Here is a 21,832-nt window from a genome sequence, read left to right on the forward strand (position 1 = left end):
AAATCGTTGAACACCATCTTGTGCTATATTGAAAATCAATCAAATTACAAGAAACACTGTAACTGGAATATTGAGAAACACGCCATTGCAGGTAAAATTAAGGAATACACATGGCAGCATTGCTTTATTTATCGAATCAAAATCTGTATTTATTGGATGGGAATAAAAGTATTACGGTTCCTTGCCAAGCAATTGACTTATATAAAAAGAATTTAGTTGAGATTCAACAACGTAAAGATTGGAAAACCAAAGGTACGGGTGCACAGTTCATGCGAACATCTTCACAAGATGATGAAGTCGATTTAACCCATATTTTCCCAACAGATGTTGCTCTGACTACTGATCGTAAAATGATTTATACCGCTTGTTTGCAAGAAGGCACTTCGATCAATATCAAATCATTGACAGATTTACACGAAACCGAAGGCTTAGTATTACGAAAGAATGATTTTGTGGTGCAGGACATGGCTTATGATGAGTCTAAAAAGCGTTTAGCACTATCCGTCAACACACAGGGCTATGAACGACATATTTGTATTTTACCTTTAGACGCCAATCGAACACAGTATTTGACCGAAGGGGATTGTCAGGATTCAAATCCATGTTTTGATCCGCGAGATACCGCGCAGTTATATTATGATTCGTGTGGTTTAGCCTATGGTGAACATCGTATTGCCTATAGTCCCAAAGAAATTTTTCATTTGGATATGGGAACAGGCGAGTTGCAAACAATCGCTTCAAATCCAAAGTTTGATTTCTTTAAACCGAAAATGGATGGGCTGGGCAATTTGTACTTTATTAAGCGCCCATATTCCCGTGATGGTTCTCACCAATCTCCTTTAACAACGTTTAAAGATATTATTTTTGCGCCTTTTAAAATTATTCGTGCGATTGTGGGGTGGTTGGATTTCTTTACTCAACGCTATACGGGTGAATCGTTAAAAACAACGTCTGGAAATAATCCAGCCAAATCGCAACAAAAGTCAGAAGAAGAGTTATTTGTTGAAGGTAATTTGATTAAGGCTCAGCAAAATTTAGAACGTAATCAGAAGGCGGGCGAAAAATATCCAGGGATGATTCCAAACTCTTGGGAGTTGATCAAGATGACAGCTTCTGGTGAGATGATCGTATTAAAAAAGGGCGTGATGAGTTTTGCTTTAAAAGACAATTCTATTTTTTATTCCAATGGAAAATATTTGGTTGAAATTGATCAAAACAACAATGAGACCTTGCGGGTTGAAGCAAAGCTAATTTCAAAAATTATCTGTTGAGGTTTTGTGTTTCCACACTACATTTAGATAAACCAAAGCCGAAATGAGACTTTGGTTTATCTAAGAAATTGCTTTGAGAAGGAGACAAAATATCAGGCTTAATTAGTTTTTGATAATCGTCAAAGAGGTATGTTCAAAGCGCGATTTTAGTTTGTCTGTATCTGTCAGTGAGAACGTCCCTTTTTCAGATTCCCGAGAAAGAAATACTGAAAGCGATTGAAAATCTACACGGCTAATCAGTAAATCTTGTATAGAAACAGTCCATTTTTCACCTGAATGTAGTCGCGCAATTTGGTTCGAAATGTGGTTAAGCAGATCCATTTTATTCATCCTGATGCAAGTGATTGGAAATTTTTATCTTGAAAATAAAAACTCACTGAGTTGATCACTTAAAATATTTTTAACCTGTACACATAAGCTTTAAAGCCATCCGAGATGACTATCATGTGACATTAATATTGCATTTTCGTGACAAGTAAACATGGATATCCGATTAAAATAAATAAACTTTATTTTTTCTCTGCCGAAAAATTCGAATTTGCCAAAATATATTCAATCTCTTCTTTTGCCGCAGTTTGTAGTTTGCTACGTAAAGCATTTAGGCTCTGTTCGATGAGCGTTTCTGCTTCTAACTCAAGACGTAGGCGAACACTTTCCAACTCTGAAGTCATTTGCGCATCTGTGATGCGGAATTGCCCATTGGCATAATCTATTGCTGGATAATCAGGATTTTTAGAGTATTTTTCACTATATTCTGAAATTTCAATATCAATTTGTTGACGTAAATTTTGTAAGGTCAATTGTTGATGTTCAAACTGCTGAATTTCATCTTGTTGTAGTTCTAAATTATATGCGTGCTGTAATGCTCGTTTTTCAGCTAAAGATTTTTCAAGAGCCAATTGTCTACGGATTCGCGCTTCTTCAATCAGCTGGGCTTTTAGCTCAGCATAGGCGTGTTCAACTTGGAGTTGCGCCACTTGCATTTGGCGTTGGTCGTTACTTAGCCAGTCCTGTACATTTGTTGTCGGGCTGAGAAGGTCACAGATGCGGTTGAGGTCATCTACAAAAGTTTGGCGTACCGCTTCAGGCGTATCTAACCAGCGCTTTTTAAAATCTTGACCGACATTTAATGTCACCACGCATCTCCTTGATATAAAATGAGAATGAAGAATTAAAGTTTAAATGTTTGAGGCGAAACACCCATTCGTCGATAGGCTTTATACTTCTCTCGACCAATTTGTTTTGCTGACTCAGCATTTTCAATAATTTCTATAATGTGACTAAATTGTGTCACTTGTTCAAGTGCTTGATTGTTAAAATTAAACACAATCCAGTCTAAAGACTCAGGTAATCTTGAAGAAATACAGATCGGTGCATCAATTTGATCAATTCCATGCGCAATAAAACTGGTCGGATCAAAACTCCATAAACGTTCATCCAGTTGTTGCTGCATGTCTACATCAGGGCAATGCAACCAAACTTTGGCTGCATTTCGTAAAATTTTACGACATAAACGACAGGCACTTTCGACCTGCCGTTCAGGGCTTTTTTCAAACAAATAAAAGCTAATTTTAGCCATTCTTTTGTACACGGTTGGCGATTAACTGCATCAATAATGGTACTGGACGGCCGGTTGCACCTTTATTTGCACCAGAATTCCACGCTGTACCTGCGATATCTAAGTGTGCCCAACGATAGTCACGGGTAAAGCGTTGTAAGAAACAGGCCGCTGTAACTGCACCAGCTTTTGGGCCACCAATATTGGCAATATCGGCAAATGGCGAATCAAGTTGTTCTTGATAATCGTCATATACGGGCATACGCCATACACGGTCAAATGCAGTGTGTCCTGCTGCTGTAATTTCTTCTGCAAGTTCATCATCTGGTGTAAATAAACCAGAAACCACTGAACCTAAAGCGACCACACAAGCACCAGTCAGTGTTGCAATATCAATCACTAATGCAGGATTAAAGCGCTTAATATAGGTTAAGGTATCACAAAGGACTAAACGACCTTCGGCATCAGTATTCAGGATTTCAACCGTTTGCCCACTCATGGTGGTTACAATATCACCAGGGCGAGTTGCATGACCAGAAGGCATATTTTCAGCGGCGGCAATTGCACCGACAACATGAATCGGGAGTTTCGCTTCACAGAGTGCACGAATCGTACCCAGTACAGATGCTGAACCACACATATCAAATTTCATTTCATCCATGCCTAAGCCTGGTTTTAATGAAATACCACCTGTATCAAAAGTCACACCTTTACCCACGAGCACGATCGGTGCTTGATCAGGATTGGCTTTATATTCAAGCGTAATCACACGCCCTGGACGATCAGAACCTTTGCTTACCGCAAGAAAAGCATGCATGCCTAGATCAGCAAGTTGTTGTTCTTCAAGCACAGTCACTTGTAAAAGCTCAGGGAATTCAGCTGCTAAAGCATGTGCTTGTTCTGCTAAATATTCAGGGAAGCAAATATTAGGAGGGCAGTTACCTAAGTCACGAGCAAAGTTTTGTCCTTTTTGAACAGCTTCAATAAGCGTGATCTGCTCTGCACTCAGACTCGATTGCGTTGCAATAAATTCAATATTTTCTAAAGTAAATTCATTCTTCTTCGATTTGAATTCATCATAAGCATACGCAGCTTGCGTCAAATTTAATGCAAATAAATAATGTAACTCAGACGGCAAAGCCGAAATATCAATGCTAATTTTTTGGAATTTTTTTTGTGAAGCTTTGATAATGGTTTGTGCGATTTTTGCTAATTTCGCGGCTTTAATTTCGGAGGCTTTATCTATGCCGACTAAAGTACATTGCGTAACTTGAGTTAGCTTTCCGATAAGTGGTAGAGTTTCGTTTAAACTTGCTTTGAATTGAGTGTCTTCAATTATGCTGCTCAAGTCATTGATTTTATATGTTTCTTGAGCTTGCTTAGCGTTTTCAGAATCCACCAGAATAAATAACGACTGGCTAGATGTAGACGCTGAAAATGACGTATTGATCGTAAGTTTCATGTGTTGTCTTTGTGCCTTTTGTACATTTCAAATCATTAAACCATTGAACCACTTCAAATGGTAGAATTTCAATCTAGTTTTATAATTTTAACTTCGGGTAAACTAGCGCTACATCACGATATTACCCTTATTTGGAAGATTAATTTGATTATTCGACGTTACCTTGTCAAACAAGTCGTTTCGACCTCTCTTGTGGTTGTCACATTACTGACAGTCATTATGATGGGTGGGCAATTGATTAAACGATTTGGCCAAGCTGCTATGGGGCGTGTAGATCCGAGTATTCTATTGAGTATTATCGGTTTTCGTTTACCTGAGTTTTTGACTTTAATTCTTCCTTTGGGTTTCTTTATTGGGTTGATGCTGGTTTTTGGTCGTTTATATGTCGATCATGAAATGGCGGTACTGAACGGGAGTGGTATTAGCCGTATTCAAGTCGCCAGATTATTGATCCCACTGACCGTTATTTACTTGTGTGTACAAAGTGTCTTAATGATCTGGATGTCTCCATGGGGAATTCGTCAATATGAGCAACTGATCTCTACACAAGCGGTACGAACGGGCTTTGATTTAGTTCGGCCACGTGAGTTTATTTCTTCGGGAGCTTATACGATTTATGCTGGCTCTTTATCTGAAGATCGTAAAAATCTAAAAGATATTTTCTTTTATCAACGTGCTGAAAAAGAAGGTAAACCTGATGTCATGATTTTGGCAAAGGAAGCAACACGGATTGAAATTGCCAATGAAACTGCCAGTGTTGTCGATTTAGTCCAAGGCCGTCGTTATGAAATTTATCCTGGAACACCCAAATATAGTCAAACTGAATTCCAATCATATCGTTTGCGTTTAGAAAATAATAAAGAAGCCAAGTTTGAAAGTGATGAAGTCGAGGGGCTATCATTTGGCAAATTGCTTGAAAATAGAAATGACCCCGTTGTGGCAAGTGAATTGGGATGGCGTTTATTTGTTCCATTTTCTATTATTGTCGCCTTAATGCTGGCAACAGCACTATGTGAAGTCAGCCCTAGACAAGGTCGCTATCTCAAACTTTTCCCTGCATTATTGATTTTTGCCAGTTTAATTGTGGCACTTATGGCAATACGAACTCGTATCAGTAAGGATGAGGTGGGTGTTTGGGCATATCCTGCAGTGTTATTATTCTATGCTGTTGCTGCCGCTCTATTTTCAAGAAAACAGAAATTAGCACCTAAGATTAAAAAGCAAATACAGCGAGTAAAATCATAATGTTAGCACGTAGAATTGTCGCAAAACATGTGACGAAAACCACCTTGCTCGCCATGTTAGGTGCGACAGCAGTTCTTGCCAGCTTACAGATCTTATTCACCTATTTGGGTGAGTTAAGTGATCTAAAACAAGGCTATACCGCTTGGAATGCATTGCAATATGTTTTATGGGGTGCACCTCGTTATTTGTATGAGATTCTTCCAATTGCTGCCTTGATCGGCGCTGTATTGGGCTTAGGCTCAATGGCTTCCAACAGTGAATTGATTGTGATGCGAGCAGCGGGTATTAGTCTCTGGCGTATTGTCGGTTGGGTGATGCGTTCTGCTATGCTTTTGGTGGTGCTTTCATTTTTATTGACGCAATTTGTGATTCCTTATACCAATGAGCAGGCGAAAAGTATTAAAAGCCATCGCAGTGTTGCGGCGCTTGGGGAAGTTAAAGGCTATTGGACACGTGAAGGGCAACGCTTTATTTATATTGATTATGCCAATTCACAAGGAACGTTAAAACAAGTTCAAGTTGTCGATTTTGACGAAAATTATCGAATGAAATCATTGTTAAATTCGGAAGAAGGGCAGTTCTTAAAAGAAGGTCAATGGAATTTAAAACAAAGTGCCCAAGTCAATTTATTGGCCAATGGTCAAGCTCAGGTTGTCAATAAAAACCAACAGGATCTAGCGCTCGCATTGCAACCGAAATATGTGCATATGGTGACCATCAATCCTGAGGACTTAGCACCTACGCAGTTATTGAGTTTTATGCAATATATGCATGAATATAGCCAAGTACCTAAGACGTATCTGTTGGCTTTCTGGAAAAATATCGGTTCACCATTTGCATTGCTTGCTTTGGTCTTGATTGCCTGTTCATTTATTTTTGGGCCTTTGCGTCAACAATCTATGGGTTTTCGTTTAGTGATCGCATTATTTGTTGGTTTGGGCTTCTATTACATACAAGACTTCTTGGGTTATGCGAGTTTGGTCTATGCACCATCGCCAGCTTGGTTTGTATTTTTGCCAATTGTATTGATGTTTGGTATCGGCAGTTATTTGTTGTATAGAGCAAGATAATCTGATGAATCAATCGCTTAGTTTAGTAGGATTTTAACTAGATTAGAAATTTAGATGATGGCAACCCGTTTTTGCCATGGTCATAGCATAGAGTCTGCCGTAAAAAAACGGTAAGATGTAACGATTAATTTGTAAACAGTAAAGAGTGTAAATCATGACGGATGCAACTGCTGGCAAAATCCCTCACGTTCTGGTGATTATGGATGGTGTGGGTCATCGTGAAGCGGTCGAAGATAATGCGTTTTTAGCAGCAAAAACGCCAAATCTAACCATGATGCAAGAAAAGCATCCGCATAGTTTAATTTCAGGTTCAGGTGAAGATGTCGGTTTGCCAGATGGGCAAATGGGTAACTCAGAAGTTGGTCATATGAACTTGGGTGCAGGTCGTGTGCTGTATCAAGATTTTACTCGTATTACCAAAGACATCCGTACAGGCGATTTTTTCGAGCATGAAGTTTTGATTGATGCGGTAGAAAAAGCCAAAGCGGCCAATGGTGCATTACACATCATGGGATTGTTGTCAGAGGGTGGTGTCCACTCTCATCAAGACCATATTATTGCGATGTGTGAGCTTGCCTTGAAGCGTGGGGTAAAAGTCTATTTACATGCGTTCTTAGATGGTCGTGATACACCACCACGGAGTGCAAAACCTTCTTTAGAAAAACTCGATGCGGTATTTGCACAATATCCAAATCAAGGCCGTATTGCCACGATGATTGGACGTTACTTTGCCATGGATCGTGATAATCGTTGGGATCGTGTGGAACAAGCTTACCGTCTGATGACTGAAGGAGAAGCTTTACGTGTTGTTGATTCAGCTGTTGAAGGTTTAGAGCAAGCTTATTCAGCCAATGAAAATGATGAATTTGTTAAAGCAACCCGTATTGGTGAAATTGCAAAAATCCAAGATGGCGACAGTGTGGTCTTTATGAATTTCCGTGCAGACCGTGCCCGTGAAATTACCAAAGCATTTGTAGAGCAAGACTTTGCAGGTTTTGAGCGTAAAGTAGTACCACATCTATCTAAATTTGTAATGTTAACGCGTTATCAAGCGACGATAGATGCACCAGTGGCATATATGCCAGAAGGTTTAAAAAATTCAATTGGTGAATACTTATCTTCTTTAGGCAAAACGCAGTTACGTATTGCTGAAACAGAAAAATACGCTCATGTGACTTTCTTCTTTAGTGGTGGTCGTGAAGATGAATATCCAGGTGAAAAACGGATCCTAATCCCATCACCTAAAGTGGCGACCTATGATTTACAACCAGAAATGAGCGCACCAGAAGTTACCGACAAGCTGGTTGATGCGATCAATTCAGGCGAGTTTGACCTTTTGGTGGTGAACTATGCCAATGGTGATATGGTGGGTCATACTGGCGTGTTTGATGCAGCAGTGAAAGCAGTTGAAGCGGTTGATACAAGCCTTGGTCGTTTATATGAAGCTGTAATGGCAAAGCATGGTCACATGCTGATTACCGCTGATCATGGTAATGTCGAGCAAATGCAGGATTATGTGAGTGGTCAAGTCCATACCCAGCATACCACTGAACTTGTACCTTTCATTTATGTTGGACCAACCTCAGCGACGATTGCTGAAGGTGGAGTTTTAGCAGATGTTGCACCGACTATTTTAAGTTTAATGCATCTCCCTGTACCGACAGAAATGCAAGGCCGTAATCTAATTACATTGAAAGCATAAAATTATCTCTATTAAGAACTGAACTAGGTGTGTGAATGGCTCAAGCTTGGAAATATATTGCTGTATTAACAGGATTGTTGACCTGTGGGAGCCATTCAGTTTGGGCGGCAGAAAATGCTGCCGCACTTGATTTTGATGGTGATGTCGAAGAAAGTATTGCGGAAGTGCCAATTGAATCGATTGAGCAGTTTGTGCAAATTTACGGTATCGTTAAAGACAATTATGTTCAGGAAAAACCTGATGATGTTTTGTTTTTACAGGCAATCAAAGGGCTGGTAGGTGGTTTAGATCGCTATTCACGTTATCTAAGTCCTGAAGAATATAAACAGTTGATGCAATATACGGAAAGTGACCTTGCGACTGCTGACTTTGAATTGGCTTTTGATAGTCATATTCATCAATGGAAAGTGAAGAATTTACGCGATAATTCAGACTCATTTAAACTCGGTTTAAAAAATGGCTTCACTATTTTTAAAATTGAAAATCAAGAACTTAAAAATTTAAATGCCCAACAAGTCGAAGATTTATTACATGGCTCAATTGGTTCAACTTTTCAGTTGCAACTGAATGAAAAAAGTCCAGCAATCACTGTGGTCAGAAATCGAAAATTGGAAGTGGCGGATATAGAGCCGGTTATGTTGCATAATCAGGTTTTGGTTCTTAAAGTCAAAGTCTTTCAACAAGATACGGCCAATGAAATTAAACGTTTAATTGAAGAATATAGCACTCAAAAAGTAAAAGCCGTGTTGTTCGATTTGCGCAATAACCCCGGTGGTTTACTCTCAGCGGCTGTTGAAACGGCTGATCTGTTTTTAACTCAGGGAACGATTGTTTCTACCAAAAGCCGTTCAGAAGGCAATCAACAATTCCAAGCCTTACCGGGTGATGAGTCGTCCAATACCAAATTAGGTATTTTGATTAATGGTCGTTCGGCATCTGCAGCAGAAGTTTTTACGGCTGCAATGAAAGAGCATCAGCGTGCTTGGGTCATTGGTGAAAAAAGCTATGGCAAAGGCGTTGTGCAGAAGTTATTTCCATTGCCAAATGGCGCTGCATTACAAATGACGGTTTCGCATTATTATACGCCTAATGGCAATATGATTGACGGACAAGGCATTCGCCCTAATTTGGAATATCCATGGGCTTTGGATCAAAAAGAAGAAACTTATTTAAATAATGTTGCAGATCAATTATTAAAACATCGTGATAGATAAAGTTGAGTGCAGAAAAGTGAATTTATAACACTGTAGCAGTTTATGCTGCTACATCTGACATTCGGCAGTTAAATCATGTTGTGTTGGGCAAGGAGGCGTTCTACCCTCCCTCCCCAACGACAACATCCATATCGCCACGCTGTAACCATGTAAAAAGCAAAAGCGTTTGAATTGATATTATGATGAAGAATATAGGTTGCCTTTATTCATCATCATCGGTATCTAAACCAAACTTTTTCAAACGGTAGCGTAAAGAACGAAACGTCATGCCCAATTTCTTCGCAGCTAAAGTACGATTCCAATGGGTTTGATTTAACGCAGATAACAGCACCTCTTTTTCGACTTTTTCCAAATATTGCTCCAAACCTTCTTCTGGAATGTTTTGTGCTTTATTCGGCATGACGATAGGCAAGGCTTTAATTTGCATCAAATCATGCTGTTCGACTTTATTGATACCACGATGTGGAGCTGGTTGTAGCTGTTGAATATCAATATAGTCTTCATCACTCATGGTAATGGCTTTTTCAATGATATTGCGTAATTCACGAACATTGCCTGAGTAATGTTGTTGCAAAAGAAAAGCTTTGGCTTGTTCAGTGAATGACTTGGTTGAAATACGCCACTCTGTACAAATTTGCTGAAGAAAATGATTGGCTAAAATCAAAATATCACAATCACGTTCGCGCAATGGCGGGAGCACAATATCCATCACATGAATTCTAAAGAACAGATCATGACGGAATTTGCCTTGTTCAACGAATGCTTCAATATCTTGATGTGTTGCACTGATAATACGAAAATCAACTTCGATTTCGGTATCACTGCCTAGAGGACGAATTTTCTTTTCTTGTAAAGCTCGTAACAGTTTGGCTTGCATGGCCAAAGAAAGTTCTGCAATTTCATCTAAAAACAGGGTGCCACCATTGGCAGCTTGAATAAGGCCTTGTTTGTCTTGAGTTGCACCTGAAAAACAGCCTTTCTTATGCCCAAATAGCTCACTCTCCATCAACTCTTCAGAAATTGCACCACAATTAATCGCAACAAAAGGGCTATCACTGCGGTTGCTGAGTAGATGGATGAGATTGGCAACTACTTCTTTACCTGTTCCAGATTCACCCGTGATAAATACTGGTGCTTGTGAACGAGCAATTTTTTTAATCGATTCTCTTAACTTACGAATGACCTGTGAATCACCGATGAGCATTGATTCCTCAAGCGGCGCATCGCTGATAGTTTCTCTTAACTGTGGTACATGCAAAGCTTTTTGTAAAAGCTGTTGCAGATGTAATTGGTTAATCGGTTTGCTGACAAAATCAAAAGCACCTGCTTTCAGCGAGGCAATCGCAATTTCCATATTTCCATATGCAGTTAAGACTGCAATAGGCGTTTTAGGATAATGCTGTGATACATGCTTAACCAAATCTAAACCACTGCCATCAGGGAGGTTTAAATCGGTAATACAGGCATCATATTTATATTCACTAAAAAAATATTTGGCTTGTTGTAAATGGTGTGCCATATGCGTTTTGATGCCCATTCGAGAAAGGCTCATTTGCATTAACATACATAAATCTTGTTCATCATCTACAAGTAAAACCAATGGTTGTCGTGTAGTCATATCCCCAAAAACCTAATCTAATCCATGAGTGGGCATTCGATACGGAAGCACGCCCCTTGTTGTTTTTGCTCTACGTAAATTAGTTTCGCTTGATTCGCTTCGCATATCGTCTGCGATAGGTACAATCCTAAACCAGTTCCATTGATTTCGGTACTAAAAAATGGCTGAAATAATTGCGAAAGATCTTGTTTTGTGACGCCTTTCCCATAATCAATCACATCGATATATACATGTGATTCATTTTTAAACGTTTGCACTAAAATGTGTTCAGCATTTTGATCATTATGACGTAATGCATTACGCACTAAATTGATTAAAACTTGTCGCAGGTGGGAGTCATCAAAATAGATCCAAACATCAGCTTGAATTTCTAATTTGATTTTTTCCTGAGCATCCCCTAAATCATGGCGTAATAAGTCATCAACAAATTCTTGAAAATTAATTTTTGAGGTATGGATCTTTTTATTTTTTGCCATATCTAAGGTATCTTTAATAATATTATTGATACGGATGGTCTGTTTGGTAATCATTTGATTTAAAATAATTTGTTGTTCTGGATCACTGCTGATAAAGAGATCATTGGCCTGCGCAATGGCGGCAAGCGGATTGCGAATTTCATGGGCAATACTGGCCGATAATTGACCAAGTGCGGCAAGTTTGAGTTGTTGTACCTTTTGATTAATTTTTTGTGCATCTTCGAGGACTAAAAGCGTGAGTGCTTGATGCGGAACAATCAATTTTTGTACGCGAATATCGACTGTATACGAGGACTGTTGGGATTCAAATTGGAAGCGTTCGCCATCACGTAACAAGGCATCTTTTAAGATTTCATATAAGTCCGGTTGAAAGCTGGATAAATGATATTGCTCATGTGCGTAAAGTGGTGAAATACCCAAAAGTAAACAGGCAGCTGGGTTACTGACGATAATTTTGCATTTTTCATCGAGCACCAAATAACCGACTTCAATCTGTTCTAAAATATAGCGGTTAATGTTCTGTAACTTAAATAATTCAAGAGATTGATAGGTATTTAACGACTCTAAAACTTGGAAGCGATTAATTGCAATCTGTCCAATGCCATAGACCATAAAAAATAAAAAAGCCAATAAGGCACTGTTACTAATATTATTTAAATTTGAAAAATCGAAGAAGCTGCCTAAAAACTGTTGGTAAATAATTGCAATCACAGAAACCAGTGTTACGAATAGCGCTTTATTTTTACTCAGCAGAAAATTTGCGGTAAAAACGGCAATCACGAACAAAATACTGATGGCTAAATTTGGCCCATTGAGGGCAAATACCAAGGTACTTAGAAAGGGAATATCAACAATAAAAAAACCGATAAATTGCCGTCCAACCCCATGCGGGTAGAACTTGAGCAGCATCATTTGTAATGCTGCGACCAGCGTAAATGCGGTTAGAGAATAAAAATATAAGCTGGGATATTCGTAATGTACGGGTTGGTGTTCAAGGGTAATCAGAAAAATAATGACTAAGCAAAAGGCAATAACCAATCTATAGCCTGAATACAGTGTGCCTAGACGGTAAATTGTTTGATAAATAGGAACCGTTACCGTAGGCGACATAAATCGTACTCAAGATAAATTATTGTTTTAATCAATTTATGGCTTAATTAGACCATAACGTATCGCAAGGTGGGTGAGTTTTACATCACTATCAAGTCCTAATTTTTCAAAGATACGATAACGATAAGTATTGACTGTTTTTACACTGACAAAGAGTTTGTCAGAAATTTCTTGTGCACTGACACAATTTACCACCATCATGGCGACTTGCATTTCACGCTCTGATAGTGCGTCAAAAGGTGAGGTTTGTGTATCAGACAGATAAGAACTTGCAAGTTGTTCAGCAATATCGGCACTAAAATATTTACCGCCTTGCATGACTTTTTTGATTGCACGAACCATTTCAGTGATCGGTGCACCCTTGGTAATGTAACCACGAGCTCCAGCTTTCAATAACAGCGATGGATAGGGTTCTTCAGCCAAACCACTCACAGCGAGTACTTTGGTATCAGGTGCGGTTTGTAACAAACGACGGGTAGTTTCTACACCACCAATTCCAGGCATGTTGACATCCAATAAAACCACATTGGGATGTTGTTGCCTTACAATCGTAATTGCTTCTTCACCAGATTCTGCTTGTCCAATGACTTGAATATCGGTCTGATCTTCTAACATTCTGCAGATGCCGGTTCTTACTAATTCATGGTCATCTACCACTAAAACAGTAATCACTTACACCTCCTTAAATTTCTCAATATCGACATTTTTGTTACATAAAGCAAAAAAGACTTGCAAAGACATAACAAAATTGGCAATCCTATTCCTAATATCCATTCAATATTTACGCATAATACGGCGTGATTGAAATATTTGTTTTAATATAGTCACGTTTGAGTGTAAATGTAAGTCATATTTGAGGTAATTAGCAAGTTTGTGAATACCTCCTTGAGGTGAGTAAGTTATCGTGAAAAAACCAAAAAAAACGTTAATGCATGTGCTGAGTTTGTCAGTACTACTCAGTTTGAGTTCTACAGCTTTTGCTGAAATCATTATGAACTCATCGGGGGGGAGCGGACAAGCAACTGTAAATTGGTCTTCTTCAGATGCGAGCCAGTTACTCAATGGTGACTCTCTGGATGATGATGGCGAAGATATTTCTCCAAAAGGCTCAACAACGTTAACCACAACAATTCGTGCATCAAATGCTGCACCAACAACATTGACCAATAAGTCTGTACAGATTTATGACACCAATACCTATAATAGCCAGCCATCGGTAAATGCGCGTGCTGCGTTGGTGATGGATGCAAAAACAGGTGAAGTCCTGTTTAGTAAAAATACCAATATGGCATTGCCTATCGCATCAATTACCAAGTTGATGACAGCAGTGATTACCGCAGATGCCCGTTTAAATATGTCTGAAGACATTACTTTGCAACAAATCGATTTTGCGGGTGCTGGTGGTAAGAATTCAAGTTCAACTTTAAAAGTTGGCGATACCATGAATCGTGCTGAAATGTTACTTGTGGCATTGATGAAATCTGAAAATCCAGCTGCAGCAGCTTTAGCGCGTACTTACCCAGGTGGTCGCCAAGCGTTTTTTGCTGCAATGAATTCAAAAGCACGTCAATTGGGAATGAATTCAACTCATTATGTTGAATCTACTGGTTTAGATCCACGTAATGTTTCTTCTGCTCGTGATTTGGGTATTTTAGTCAGTGCTGCTTCGCAATATGGCTTAATTCGTCAATTTTCAACAACAGCACATTATGACTTTAATTTAGGTTATCGCGTGTTGAAATCAAATAATACCAATGCCTTAGTACGTAATGGTGGCTGGAATATTAATATTTCTAAAACGGGTTATATCAATGAAGCAGGGCGTTGCGTGGTCATGCATACCACTGTAAATAGTCGTCCAGCTGTAGTGGTGTTATTAGGTGCAAGTTCGTCTCAGGCACGTACCAATGATGCAACCAATTTATTAAACTGGGTCAGTAATTTACCGAAACGTATCTAATCAGTTTCTCACAGCACTTAACCAGCTAAATGACAAAAAGCTCTTCAATATGAAGGGCTTTTTTATGCTTAAATTAAGCATAAAAAATAGATTATGAGATGTGTAAATTTGGAATACTGGTGTTTGGGTGGCACTTTCAAATCGTGCTGACAAAGCAATTGATATTAAAGGCAGATAGTGTGACTGAATCAGATCTGTACTATGACCAATATGAAGAAGAATAATGTTTAGCTTGAGCAAATAAAAAACCAGTTGCGCACAACTGGTTTTTTTAGATGTGAATGCGTTATTACATATTTGAAAGAATAGAGTCTTTCACTTGATTCATTGTTGCATCAATAGACAACATCACTGCATCTTCACATTGTTTAATTGCGGTATCAGGATCTTTTAGACCATTACCTGTCACAGTACATACAATCACAGAACCTTCAGCAATTTTACCTGCTTTGATATCACGAATTGCACCACCGATAGATGCCGCAGAAGCAGGTTCAACAAATACACCTTCATACATAGAAAGCAGACGTTGCGCTTCTAAAATTTCTGCATCAGTTAATTCATCAAACCAGCCATTTGAGTCACGAACGACCGCTTTAGCATGATTAAAGCTTTGAGGATTACCAATACGAATTGCTGTTGCAACTGTTTCTGGGTTTTCAACAGGACCACCACGTAAGAATGGCGCAGCACCAGAAGCTTGATAACCGACCATGACCGGACGACCTTCAGGGTTTGGACCGGTAAACTTATCTGTTTCAGGGTCATAAACCACTTGTTCAAATGCTTCAACAGGTTGATTAGCAACTGCTTCGGTATAACCCATCCAATGCGCAGTGATATTGCCTGCATTACCAACAGGTAAGCAGTGGTAGTCAGGCGCACGACCTAATGCTTCTACGATTTCATAAGCAATGGTCTTTTGACCTTGTAAGCGGTATGGGTTGATTGAGTTAACAATCGTTACCGGCGCTTGGTCTGCAACTTCTTTAACCAAACGCATGCCGTCATCGAAGTTGCCACGAATTTGCATGGTGATCGCGCCGTACATCATCGCTTGTGCCATTTTACCCATGGCAATTTTGCCTTCTGGGATTAACACAAATGCTTTGATACCCGCACGAGCAGCATATGCAGCAGCAGCAGCAGAGGTATTGCCTGTAGATGCACAGATAATCGCCTTAGAGCCTTCTTCTACCGCTTTGGTCACTGCCATGGTCATACCACGGTCTTTAAATGAACCTGTCGGGTTTAAACCTTCATACTTCACATAAATTTCAACATTCTTACCAATAATACCGGGAATATTGTCTAATTTAATGAGAGGCGTATTACCTTCATTTAAAGAAATAGCACGTGTAGTTTTTGATACTGGTAAGCGGTCACGATAGCGATCAACAAGTCCTGTATAGCGATTGGCATTAGACATGATGGTGTTCCAATTGTGTGTAGAGCAAATAAGATATTCTTTTAACCTCTAAGCCTCTACTCGGAGAGGCTGAGCCATTCATTGAATGACGCTTTGCAGGGTATTGCTGCAAATTTAGAGGAGTTTAAAACCCGATTAGTTATCGAGCAATTCTAAACGAATTCGTACGATTTCGCCATGGATAGCAGGTAAGGCTTGAATTTGTGCAATCGCTTCATTCATTTTCGATTCGACAATCGGATCAGTCAAAATCACGATAGGAATCAGATCTTTTAAGCGAGGTTGCTGCATGATGGCATCAATACTGATCCCAGTGCGACTTAAAATTGTTGTTACATCTGCAAGTACGCCAGTTTGGTCTTCAGCATTTAAACGCAAATAATAACCTGTGGTCATCTCATCACTCGACAAGATATGCAAGTCGGAAAGAGCTTCAAAGGCAAGCTGAGGAATAGTACCTGAACCATCTTCTGTGTAAATGATATCACGGACAATATCAACCACATCTGCCACAACCGCAGAAGCAGTAGGGCCTGCGCCTGCACCTGCACCATAATACAATGTAGGGCCAACTGCATTGGCTTGAACCAAAACTGCATTCTTCACGCCATTTACATTGGCAAGAAGCTCTTCTTCAGGAATCAGGGTTGGGTGTACGCGAAGTTCGATGCCTTTGCTAGAACGACGTGCAATACCCAAGTGTTTGATCTTATAGCCAAGCTCTTCAGCGTATTTCACATCTTGTGCAGTAATCTTGGTGATACCTTCGGTATAAACCTTATCGAACTGTAAAGGAATACCAAAGGCACATGACGCAAGAATAGTCAGCTTATGCGCAGCATCAATGCCTTCAACATCAAATGTTGGGTCTGCTTCGGCATAACCAAGTTCTTGAGCTTCTTTAAGTACGTCCGCAAAGGCACGACCTTTTTCACTCATTTCAGTCAGAATGAAATTACCTGTACCATTGATGATACCCGCCAGCCATTCAATTTTATTGGCTGCTAAGCCTTCACGAATGACCTTGATAATTGGAATACCACCGGCAACCGCTGCTTCAAAGGCAACTTGTACGTGGTGATCATCAGCTGCTTTAAATAGCTCATTGCCATGTTCTGCAAGTAAGGCTTTGTTTGCCGTTACCACTTGCTTGCCATGTTTTATAGCTTCCATCATGACTTCATAAGCAGGGTGAATACCGCCCATGACTTCAACGACAACATCAACATCAGGCTGGCGGACGATATCTAGCAGATCAGCGCTCTGTTTAATGCTTGCTGGTAAATTTAGATCTGGACGTGGACGACGCGTGCCTACGTGGGTAATTTCAATTTCTCGACCGGTGCGACGTCTAATTTCAGCAGCGTTTTCTTGTAGTAGTTTAAGGGCACCACCGCCTACGGTTCCAAGACCGAGTATTGCCAGACGAACTGGTTTCACGTCACACTCCAATTATGTATATAAATTATATTAAGCTTAGATCATAGCTAAAAAATGCGCCAGACTCTAGAGCCTGACGCATCTTTATATTGAGCTATAAATAATAGTAAATTTACTGATAAAAATTATTTATTTAAACGGCTTTCAATTTCGTCAGCAGTCATATAACCGCCCAGATATTCACCCTCTGCATTGTAGATCGCAGGGGTACCATTTACACCCATTTTTAGACCTAAAGCATACAGGTCACGAACTGGATTTTTACAACTTGCAGGTGGAAGCGCAGTACCAGCAATGGCTTGATTAAATGCAGCACTACGGTCTGCACTACACCAGATACTTTCCATCGTCGGTATAAATTGTTCACCACGTGGCCATGCGATATAACGTATTTCAATACCTTTAGCCGTGATTTCACTGATATGTTCATGAAGTTTATGGCAATAAGGGCAGCTTGCATCAGTAAATACATAGATTACATGTTTAACCTTACCTTGCGCAGGGTAAACCAACAGATCCTTAATATTTAACTCAGCAAGATATTTCTTGTTTTCTGCAGCTTGTATTTTGTCACCAATGCTACTGAGTTTATCGCCACCTAAACGGATTACATCACCTTGGATCAGGAATTTACCATCAGATGTTGCATAGACTGAGCTCATGCCTTCCATGCTGATCCAATAAAGATTGGGCATTTCAGTCGGTTTAGCATCTAAAATTTTGGCTTGAACGCCAGCCTTTTTGAAATTGGCTTGTAATGTTTGAATTAGACGTTGTTTTGCATCACGCTCAGTTAAATTCGATGCCTCACCTGTTGCAGGTGCTGTCGCAGTTAAAGTGTCATCTTTTTTTGAGTCTGGATTTTTTGAACAAGCACTCACTGCCATCGTGCTTGCAATAAGACAAGCCAACATCAATTTTGAACGATTCAATTGCATAAATAACTCTTTATGTTTCTTCAGCATGATTTGAGGGAATTAGCATAACAAAATTTTTAATAGTGTACTTTAAAACTTGATTAAGGGATGTAAATTGCCGATATACACGTCATGCTCAGCCATCAAGCGCGTGGATGATATTTTTCATGCAGCTGTTGCATACGGATTTGTGCGACATGGGTGTAAATTTGTGTGGTCGATAAATCACTATGCCCCAAAAGCATTTGCACAACGCGTAAGTCAGCACCATGATTTAAAAGATGCGTTGCAAAAGCATGGCGTAAGGTATGTGGTGATAGCTCTGCTTGAATCCCAGCTTGTAAGGCATAACGTTTGATGGCATACCAAAAGTTTTGACGACTCATGATGCCGCCATGTTGGGTTAGAAATAGATAATCGGTAGCGGATTTATACAGTTGTGGGCGAGATTCAGTTAAATATTTTTCCACCCATTCACATGCCATGCCCCCCAAAGGCACCAAACGTTCTTTATTACCTTTACCTGTGATTCTTAAATAGCCTTGTTTTAAATTGATCAAATCTAATCTTAAATTGAGAAGCTCAGAAACACGTAAACCACAAGCATAAAGCACTTCAAACATGGCGCGATCACGCAAACCTAACGCTGTTGTGACCTCTGGTGCTTGGATCAGTGCTTCAACGTCCTGCTCCGATAAATCTTTAGGCAATGCTCGTCCGAGTTTGGGGGTTTTATGGGTCGCGACAGGATTATCTAAACGAATCTTTTGTTCACGTAAAAACTTAAAAAACGAACGTAAAGCAGAAAGTGAACGGGCAATTGACCGAGGGCTTTTGCCTTGTTTAGTGAGTTGAATAAGTACATCGGAAATGTCTTCATGTGTCCAATTCGGAAGGTAAGAATTTACACATTCACTACATTGAATTAAGTCAGATAAATAGGCGTTTCTTGTATGCGGACTGACCGTTTGCGCAATTAAATAGTCACGGAATCCCTGTAAAAAGCCTAGATTTTCAGGAATGGCAACAGCAGCAGGAATACGTGGTTTCTTATTTAGCATGGTCTTCGGTGGTGTTTAAAACTTATTTGTTGATGGAATGTAGACTAAAAGAAAACATAAGTCGAATATCGTATTTGAATGAGAATTGTAATCAAACCTTACTTGGTAATTATTCTCATTTGTATGTATAATAGTCTGTCTATCGTGTAAATTTTAGGGTTAATTGCTGTGCGTTTGTCAGACTTGAAAGTAAAGCAAACTGCCATTATCGCAAAGGTCAATCGTACCTCACAAGATAATGTCAATCAGCCAGATTTAGTGGCGAGTCGTTTAGAAACTCTAGGTTTTGTGCCTGGCACACGTGTACAAGTGATCACAAAAGGTGTTTTTGGTGGTGATCCTATTCTCATTCAAATTGGTTTTACTCGATTTGCGTTGCGCAAGATCGAAGCCGAGAAAATTGAAATACATCAGGCATTAGAAGGAGCTTCCGCATGAGCGAAACTTTACGTATTGCTTTAGTAGGAAATCCTAACTGCGGTAAAACTTCACTTTTCAACCATTTAACCGGTACACGTCAAAAAGTTGCCAACTATGCTGGGGTGACTGTTGAACGTAAAGTGGGTACATTTAATTTACCTTCTGGTCGTGCGGTGCGTGTTCTAGATTTGCCTGGAACATATAGCCTCGATGCAGCCAGTCCTGATGAAGCCATTACCCGTGATGTCGTTTTAGGGAAAATTGCCGGTGAACAAGATCAACAGGCATTTTTATGTGTGGTGGATGCAACCAACTTAAAATTACATTTGGGACTTGTCCTTGAAGTCATTGAACAAGGCAAACCGATTCTGCTTGTATTAAACATGATGGATGAAGCGCGTCGTCGTGGGATGCAGATCAATACCCAAAAATTATCACAGCGTTTAGGTATTCCTGTGGTGGAAACGGTTGCTGTGCGTAATGCAGGGATTGAAAACTTGATGGGTGCTTTGGAAAATGAAAAATTCCACACACCAAGTGCAGAACTGAGTGATGTTAAGCTTTCAGGTTCCAATCATGAAAAAATTGACCAAATCTTAAAAGATGTGGTGGTTTTTTTAGATCATGAAGATAAACGTACTGATTTTCTCGATAAGATTTTTTTACACCCCGTTTTAGGACTTCTTAGCCTTGCGCTGATGATGTTTATTGTTTTCCAAGCTGTATTCGCTTGGGCAGCGCCATTTATGGATGGTATTGAAGAATTTTTTGGCTGGTTTGGTGGCTGGATTGGGCAGTTTATTACCCAGCCACTACTTCACAGCTTGGTGGTCGATGGGATTATTGCAGGTGCAGGTAGTGTAGTGGTGTTCTTGCCACAGATTCTGATTCTGTTCTTCTTTATTTTGGTTTTAGAAGAGTCAGGCTATCTACCGCGTGCGGCATTTCTACTCGATAAATTGATGTTTAAAGCAGGTTTAAGTGGTCGGGCGTTTATCCCACTGTTATCCAGTTTTGCCTGTGCTGTACCTGGGATCATGGCGACTCGAAGTATCAGTGATCCGCGAGATCGTTTGGTGACAATATTGGTTGCGCCATTGATGACATGTTCAGCGCGTTTGCCAGTTTATGCTTTACTGATTGCTGCATTTATTCCAGCGAAAATGGTTTGGGGTTTCCTTAATCTACAAGGTTTAGTGCTCTTCGGTTTATACATGGCGGGAATTGTGAGCGCGCTCATTGTTGCGACCGTGCTGAAATTTTTCCAGAAAGATAAATCACAACATGCTTTATTGATGGAATTACCAAGCTACCGTATCCCAGATATAAAAAGTGTCTGGATTGGTTTGTTAGACCGTGCCAAGATCTTCTTAAAGCGTGTCGGTGGCATTATCTTCGCTTTATCGATTTTATTATGGTTCTTATGTACATTCCCTCAACCGCCAGAGGGTGCAACTTTACCCGATATTGACTACTCTTTTGCTGGGATGCTGGGGCATGTGATGCACCCAATCTTTGAACCGCTTGGATTTAATTGGCAAATCTGTATTGCTTTAATTCCAGCGATGGCAGCACGTGAAGTTGTGGTTGCAGCATTGGGTACGGTTTATGCGTTATCCGCAGCGGATGATGATGCAGTTGCTCAAGGTTTATCACATCTGATCAGTCAGGGTGATTTAAGCTGGTCAGTTGCAACAGGTTTATCGTTGTTGGTGTGGTTTATCTATGCACCGCATTGTTTAGCGACATTGGCTACGGTAAAACGTGAAACAGGTTCTTGGAAAACTGTTGCTGGTATGACAGTTTATCTATTTGGTTTGGCTTATTTAATGGCTTTCCTCACTTATCAAATTGCGTCAGGTTATTTTGGTCTATAAGC

At 39.8% G+C, this 21,832-nt stretch carries 19 protein-coding genes; 8 read left to right on the plus strand and 11 right to left on the minus strand.

Features of this window, described 5'->3' with window-relative positions:
- Positions 1–110: 110 nt before the first annotated feature.
- A complete protein-coding gene (locus tag ASC84_RS15910) occupies positions 111–1,271 on the plus strand; it encodes a hypothetical protein (protein WP_056516556.1) in 1,161 nt (386 codons plus the stop codon).
- A gap of 102 nt (positions 1,272–1,373) precedes the next feature.
- Here ASC84_RS15910 and ASC84_RS15915 read toward each other — a convergent pair whose 3' ends face one another.
- The 4 genes from ASC84_RS15915 to ASC84_RS15930 all read right to left on the minus strand — a co-directional run bounded on the left by ASC84_RS15915 (position 1,374) and on the right by ASC84_RS15930 (position 4,291).
- The gene (locus ASC84_RS15915) at positions 1,374–1,592 is read right to left on the minus strand and encodes a hypothetical protein (RefSeq protein WP_056516559.1); all 219 of its coding nucleotides are present in this window, start codon (positions 1,590–1,592) and stop codon (positions 1,374–1,376) included.
- Between the two features lie 188 nt (positions 1,593–1,780).
- Positions 1,781–2,407 (minus strand): hypothetical protein, encoded by a 627-nt coding sequence (locus ASC84_RS15920; protein ID WP_056516561.1) that lies wholly within the window; start codon positions 2,405–2,407, stop codon positions 1,781–1,783.
- Positions 2,408–2,442: 35 nt separating this feature from the next.
- Positions 2,443–2,850, minus strand: a complete 408-nt coding sequence (locus tag ASC84_RS15925; RefSeq protein WP_004818553.1) for a DNA polymerase III subunit chi — start codon at positions 2,848–2,850, stop codon at positions 2,443–2,445.
- Entirely contained in the window at positions 2,843–4,291 is a 1,449-nt protein-coding gene (locus ASC84_RS15930; RefSeq protein WP_056516564.1) for a leucyl aminopeptidase, read from the minus strand. Before ASC84_RS15930 ends, ASC84_RS15925 begins: the two co-directional genes overlap by 8 nt.
- Before the next feature lie 144 nt (positions 4,292–4,435).
- On the opposite strand from ASC84_RS15930, the gene lptF reads away from it, so the two are divergent.
- The 4 genes from lptF to ASC84_RS15950 all read left to right on the plus strand — a co-directional run bounded on the left by lptF (position 4,436) and on the right by ASC84_RS15950 (position 9,522).
- Positions 4,436–5,536 (plus strand): LPS export ABC transporter permease LptF, encoded by a 1,101-nt coding sequence (lptF, locus tag ASC84_RS15935; protein WP_035371793.1) that lies wholly within the window; start codon positions 4,436–4,438, stop codon positions 5,534–5,536.
- A complete protein-coding gene (lptG, locus tag ASC84_RS15940) occupies positions 5,536–6,606 on the plus strand; it encodes an LPS export ABC transporter permease LptG (protein ID WP_056516566.1) in 1,071 nt (356 codons plus the stop codon). Before lptF ends, lptG begins: the two co-directional genes overlap by 1 nt.
- A 154-nt stretch (positions 6,607–6,760) precedes the next feature.
- Positions 6,761–8,308 carry a 2,3-bisphosphoglycerate-independent phosphoglycerate mutase gene (gpmI, locus tag ASC84_RS15945; protein WP_056516569.1) on the plus strand — a complete coding sequence of 516 codons (1,548 nt, stop codon included), beginning with the start codon at positions 6,761–6,763 and terminating at the stop codon, positions 8,306–8,308.
- Positions 8,309–8,343: 35 nt separating this feature from the next.
- Positions 8,344–9,522, plus strand: a complete 1,179-nt coding sequence (locus tag ASC84_RS15950) for a S41 family peptidase (RefSeq protein WP_056516572.1) — start codon at positions 8,344–8,346, stop codon at positions 9,520–9,522.
- Positions 9,523–9,724: 202 nt separating this feature from the next.
- Here the strand turns inward: ASC84_RS15950 and ASC84_RS15955 are convergent, their stop codons facing one another.
- The 3 genes from ASC84_RS15955 to ASC84_RS15965 are packed head-to-tail and all read right to left on the minus strand — an operon-like array spanning position 9,725 to position 13,398.
- Complete coding sequence (locus ASC84_RS15955; protein ID WP_056516575.1) at positions 9,725–11,140, minus strand: sigma-54 dependent transcriptional regulator; 1,416 nt, start codon at positions 11,138–11,140, stop codon at positions 9,725–9,727.
- A gap of 17 nt (positions 11,141–11,157) precedes the next feature.
- Entirely contained in the window at positions 11,158–12,726 is a 1,569-nt protein-coding gene (locus ASC84_RS15960; protein WP_056516576.1) for a PAS domain-containing sensor histidine kinase, read from the minus strand.
- Between the two features lie 36 nt (positions 12,727–12,762).
- Entirely contained in the window at positions 12,763–13,398 is a 636-nt protein-coding gene (locus ASC84_RS15965; protein ID WP_004718392.1) for a response regulator, read from the minus strand.
- Positions 13,399–13,630: 232 nt separating this feature from the next.
- Between ASC84_RS15965 and pbpG the strand changes: the two genes are divergently transcribed.
- Positions 13,631–14,686 (plus strand): D-alanyl-D-alanine endopeptidase PBP7/8, encoded by a 1,056-nt coding sequence (gene pbpG, locus ASC84_RS15970; protein ID WP_056516579.1) that lies wholly within the window; start codon positions 13,631–13,633, stop codon positions 14,684–14,686.
- A gap of 289 nt (positions 14,687–14,975) precedes the next feature.
- Here the strand turns inward: pbpG and thrC are convergent, their stop codons facing one another.
- The 4 genes from thrC to xerD form a co-directional block, all read right to left on the minus strand.
- Entirely contained in the window at positions 14,976–16,115 is a 1,140-nt protein-coding gene (thrC, locus tag ASC84_RS15975) for a threonine synthase (RefSeq protein ID WP_004718388.1), read from the minus strand.
- A 135-nt stretch (positions 16,116–16,250) separates the two neighbouring features.
- Complete coding sequence (locus ASC84_RS15980; protein WP_004718385.1) at positions 16,251–17,555, minus strand: homoserine dehydrogenase; 1,305 nt, start codon at positions 17,553–17,555, stop codon at positions 16,251–16,253.
- 125 nt (positions 17,556–17,680) lie between these two features.
- The gene (locus ASC84_RS15985) at positions 17,681–18,493 is read right to left on the minus strand and encodes a thioredoxin fold domain-containing protein (protein ID WP_056516582.1); all 813 of its coding nucleotides are present in this window, start codon (positions 18,491–18,493) and stop codon (positions 17,681–17,683) included.
- A gap of 122 nt (positions 18,494–18,615) precedes the next feature.
- Positions 18,616–19,533 carry a site-specific tyrosine recombinase XerD gene (xerD, locus tag ASC84_RS15990; protein WP_056516585.1) on the minus strand — a complete coding sequence of 306 codons (918 nt, stop codon included), beginning with the start codon at positions 19,531–19,533 and terminating at the stop codon, positions 18,616–18,618.
- 168 nt (positions 19,534–19,701) lie between these two features.
- Here xerD and ASC84_RS15995 point away from each other — a divergent pair, with 168 nt between their 5' ends.
- Positions 19,702–19,971, plus strand: coding sequence for a FeoA family protein (locus tag ASC84_RS15995; protein ID WP_004718380.1), 270 nt, complete (start codon positions 19,702–19,704; stop codon positions 19,969–19,971).
- A complete protein-coding gene (feoB, locus tag ASC84_RS16000) occupies positions 19,968–21,830 on the plus strand; it encodes a ferrous iron transport protein B (protein WP_004718379.1) in 1,863 nt (620 codons plus the stop codon). The genes ASC84_RS15995 and feoB overlap by 4 nt, the downstream gene beginning before the upstream one ends.
- Positions 21,831–21,832: the final 2 nt, after the last annotated feature.

Source organism: Acinetobacter sp. Root1280 (assembly GCF_001425285.1).
Classification (GTDB): domain Bacteria; phylum Pseudomonadota; class Gammaproteobacteria; order Pseudomonadales; family Moraxellaceae; genus Acinetobacter; species Acinetobacter guillouiae.

Excerpts from the sequence above, each read along its gene's own strand:
- ASC84_RS15960 (WP_056516576.1), bottom strand. The coding sequence starts at position 12,726 with ATGTCGCCTACGGTAACGGTTCCTATTTATCAAACAATTTACCGTCTA.
- xerD (WP_056516585.1), bottom strand. The coding sequence starts at position 19,533 with ATGCTAAATAAGAAACCACGTATTCCTGCTGCTGTTGCCATTCCTGAA.
- ASC84_RS15925 (WP_004818553.1), bottom strand. The coding sequence starts at position 2,850 with ATGGCTAAAATTAGCTTTTATTTGTTTGAAAAAAGCCCTGAACGGCAG.
- ASC84_RS15950 (WP_056516572.1), top strand. The coding sequence starts at position 8,344 with ATGGCTCAAGCTTGGAAATATATTGCTGTATTAACAGGATTGTTGACC.
- ASC84_RS15915 (WP_056516559.1), bottom strand. The coding sequence starts at position 1,592 with ATGGATCTGCTTAACCACATTTCGAACCAAATTGCGCGACTACATTCA.
- ASC84_RS15985 (WP_056516582.1), bottom strand. The coding sequence starts at position 18,493 with ATGCAATTGAATCGTTCAAAATTGATGTTGGCTTGTCTTATTGCAAGC.
- thrC (WP_004718388.1), bottom strand. The coding sequence starts at position 16,115 with ATGTCTAATGCCAATCGCTATACAGGACTTGTTGATCGCTATCGTGAC.
- ASC84_RS15955 (WP_056516575.1), bottom strand. The coding sequence starts at position 11,140 with ATGACTACACGACAACCATTGGTTTTACTTGTAGATGATGAACAAGAT.
- lptG (WP_056516566.1), top strand. The coding sequence starts at position 5,536 with ATGTTAGCACGTAGAATTGTCGCAAAACATGTGACGAAAACCACCTTG.
- ASC84_RS15930 (WP_056516564.1), bottom strand. The coding sequence starts at position 4,291 with ATGAAACTTACGATCAATACGTCATTTTCAGCGTCTACATCTAGCCAG.
- gpmI (WP_056516569.1), top strand. The coding sequence starts at position 6,761 with ATGACGGATGCAACTGCTGGCAAAATCCCTCACGTTCTGGTGATTATG.
- ASC84_RS15910 (WP_056516556.1), top strand. The coding sequence starts at position 111 with ATGGCAGCATTGCTTTATTTATCGAATCAAAATCTGTATTTATTGGAT.
- feoB (WP_004718379.1), top strand. The coding sequence starts at position 19,968 with ATGAGCGAAACTTTACGTATTGCTTTAGTAGGAAATCCTAACTGCGGT.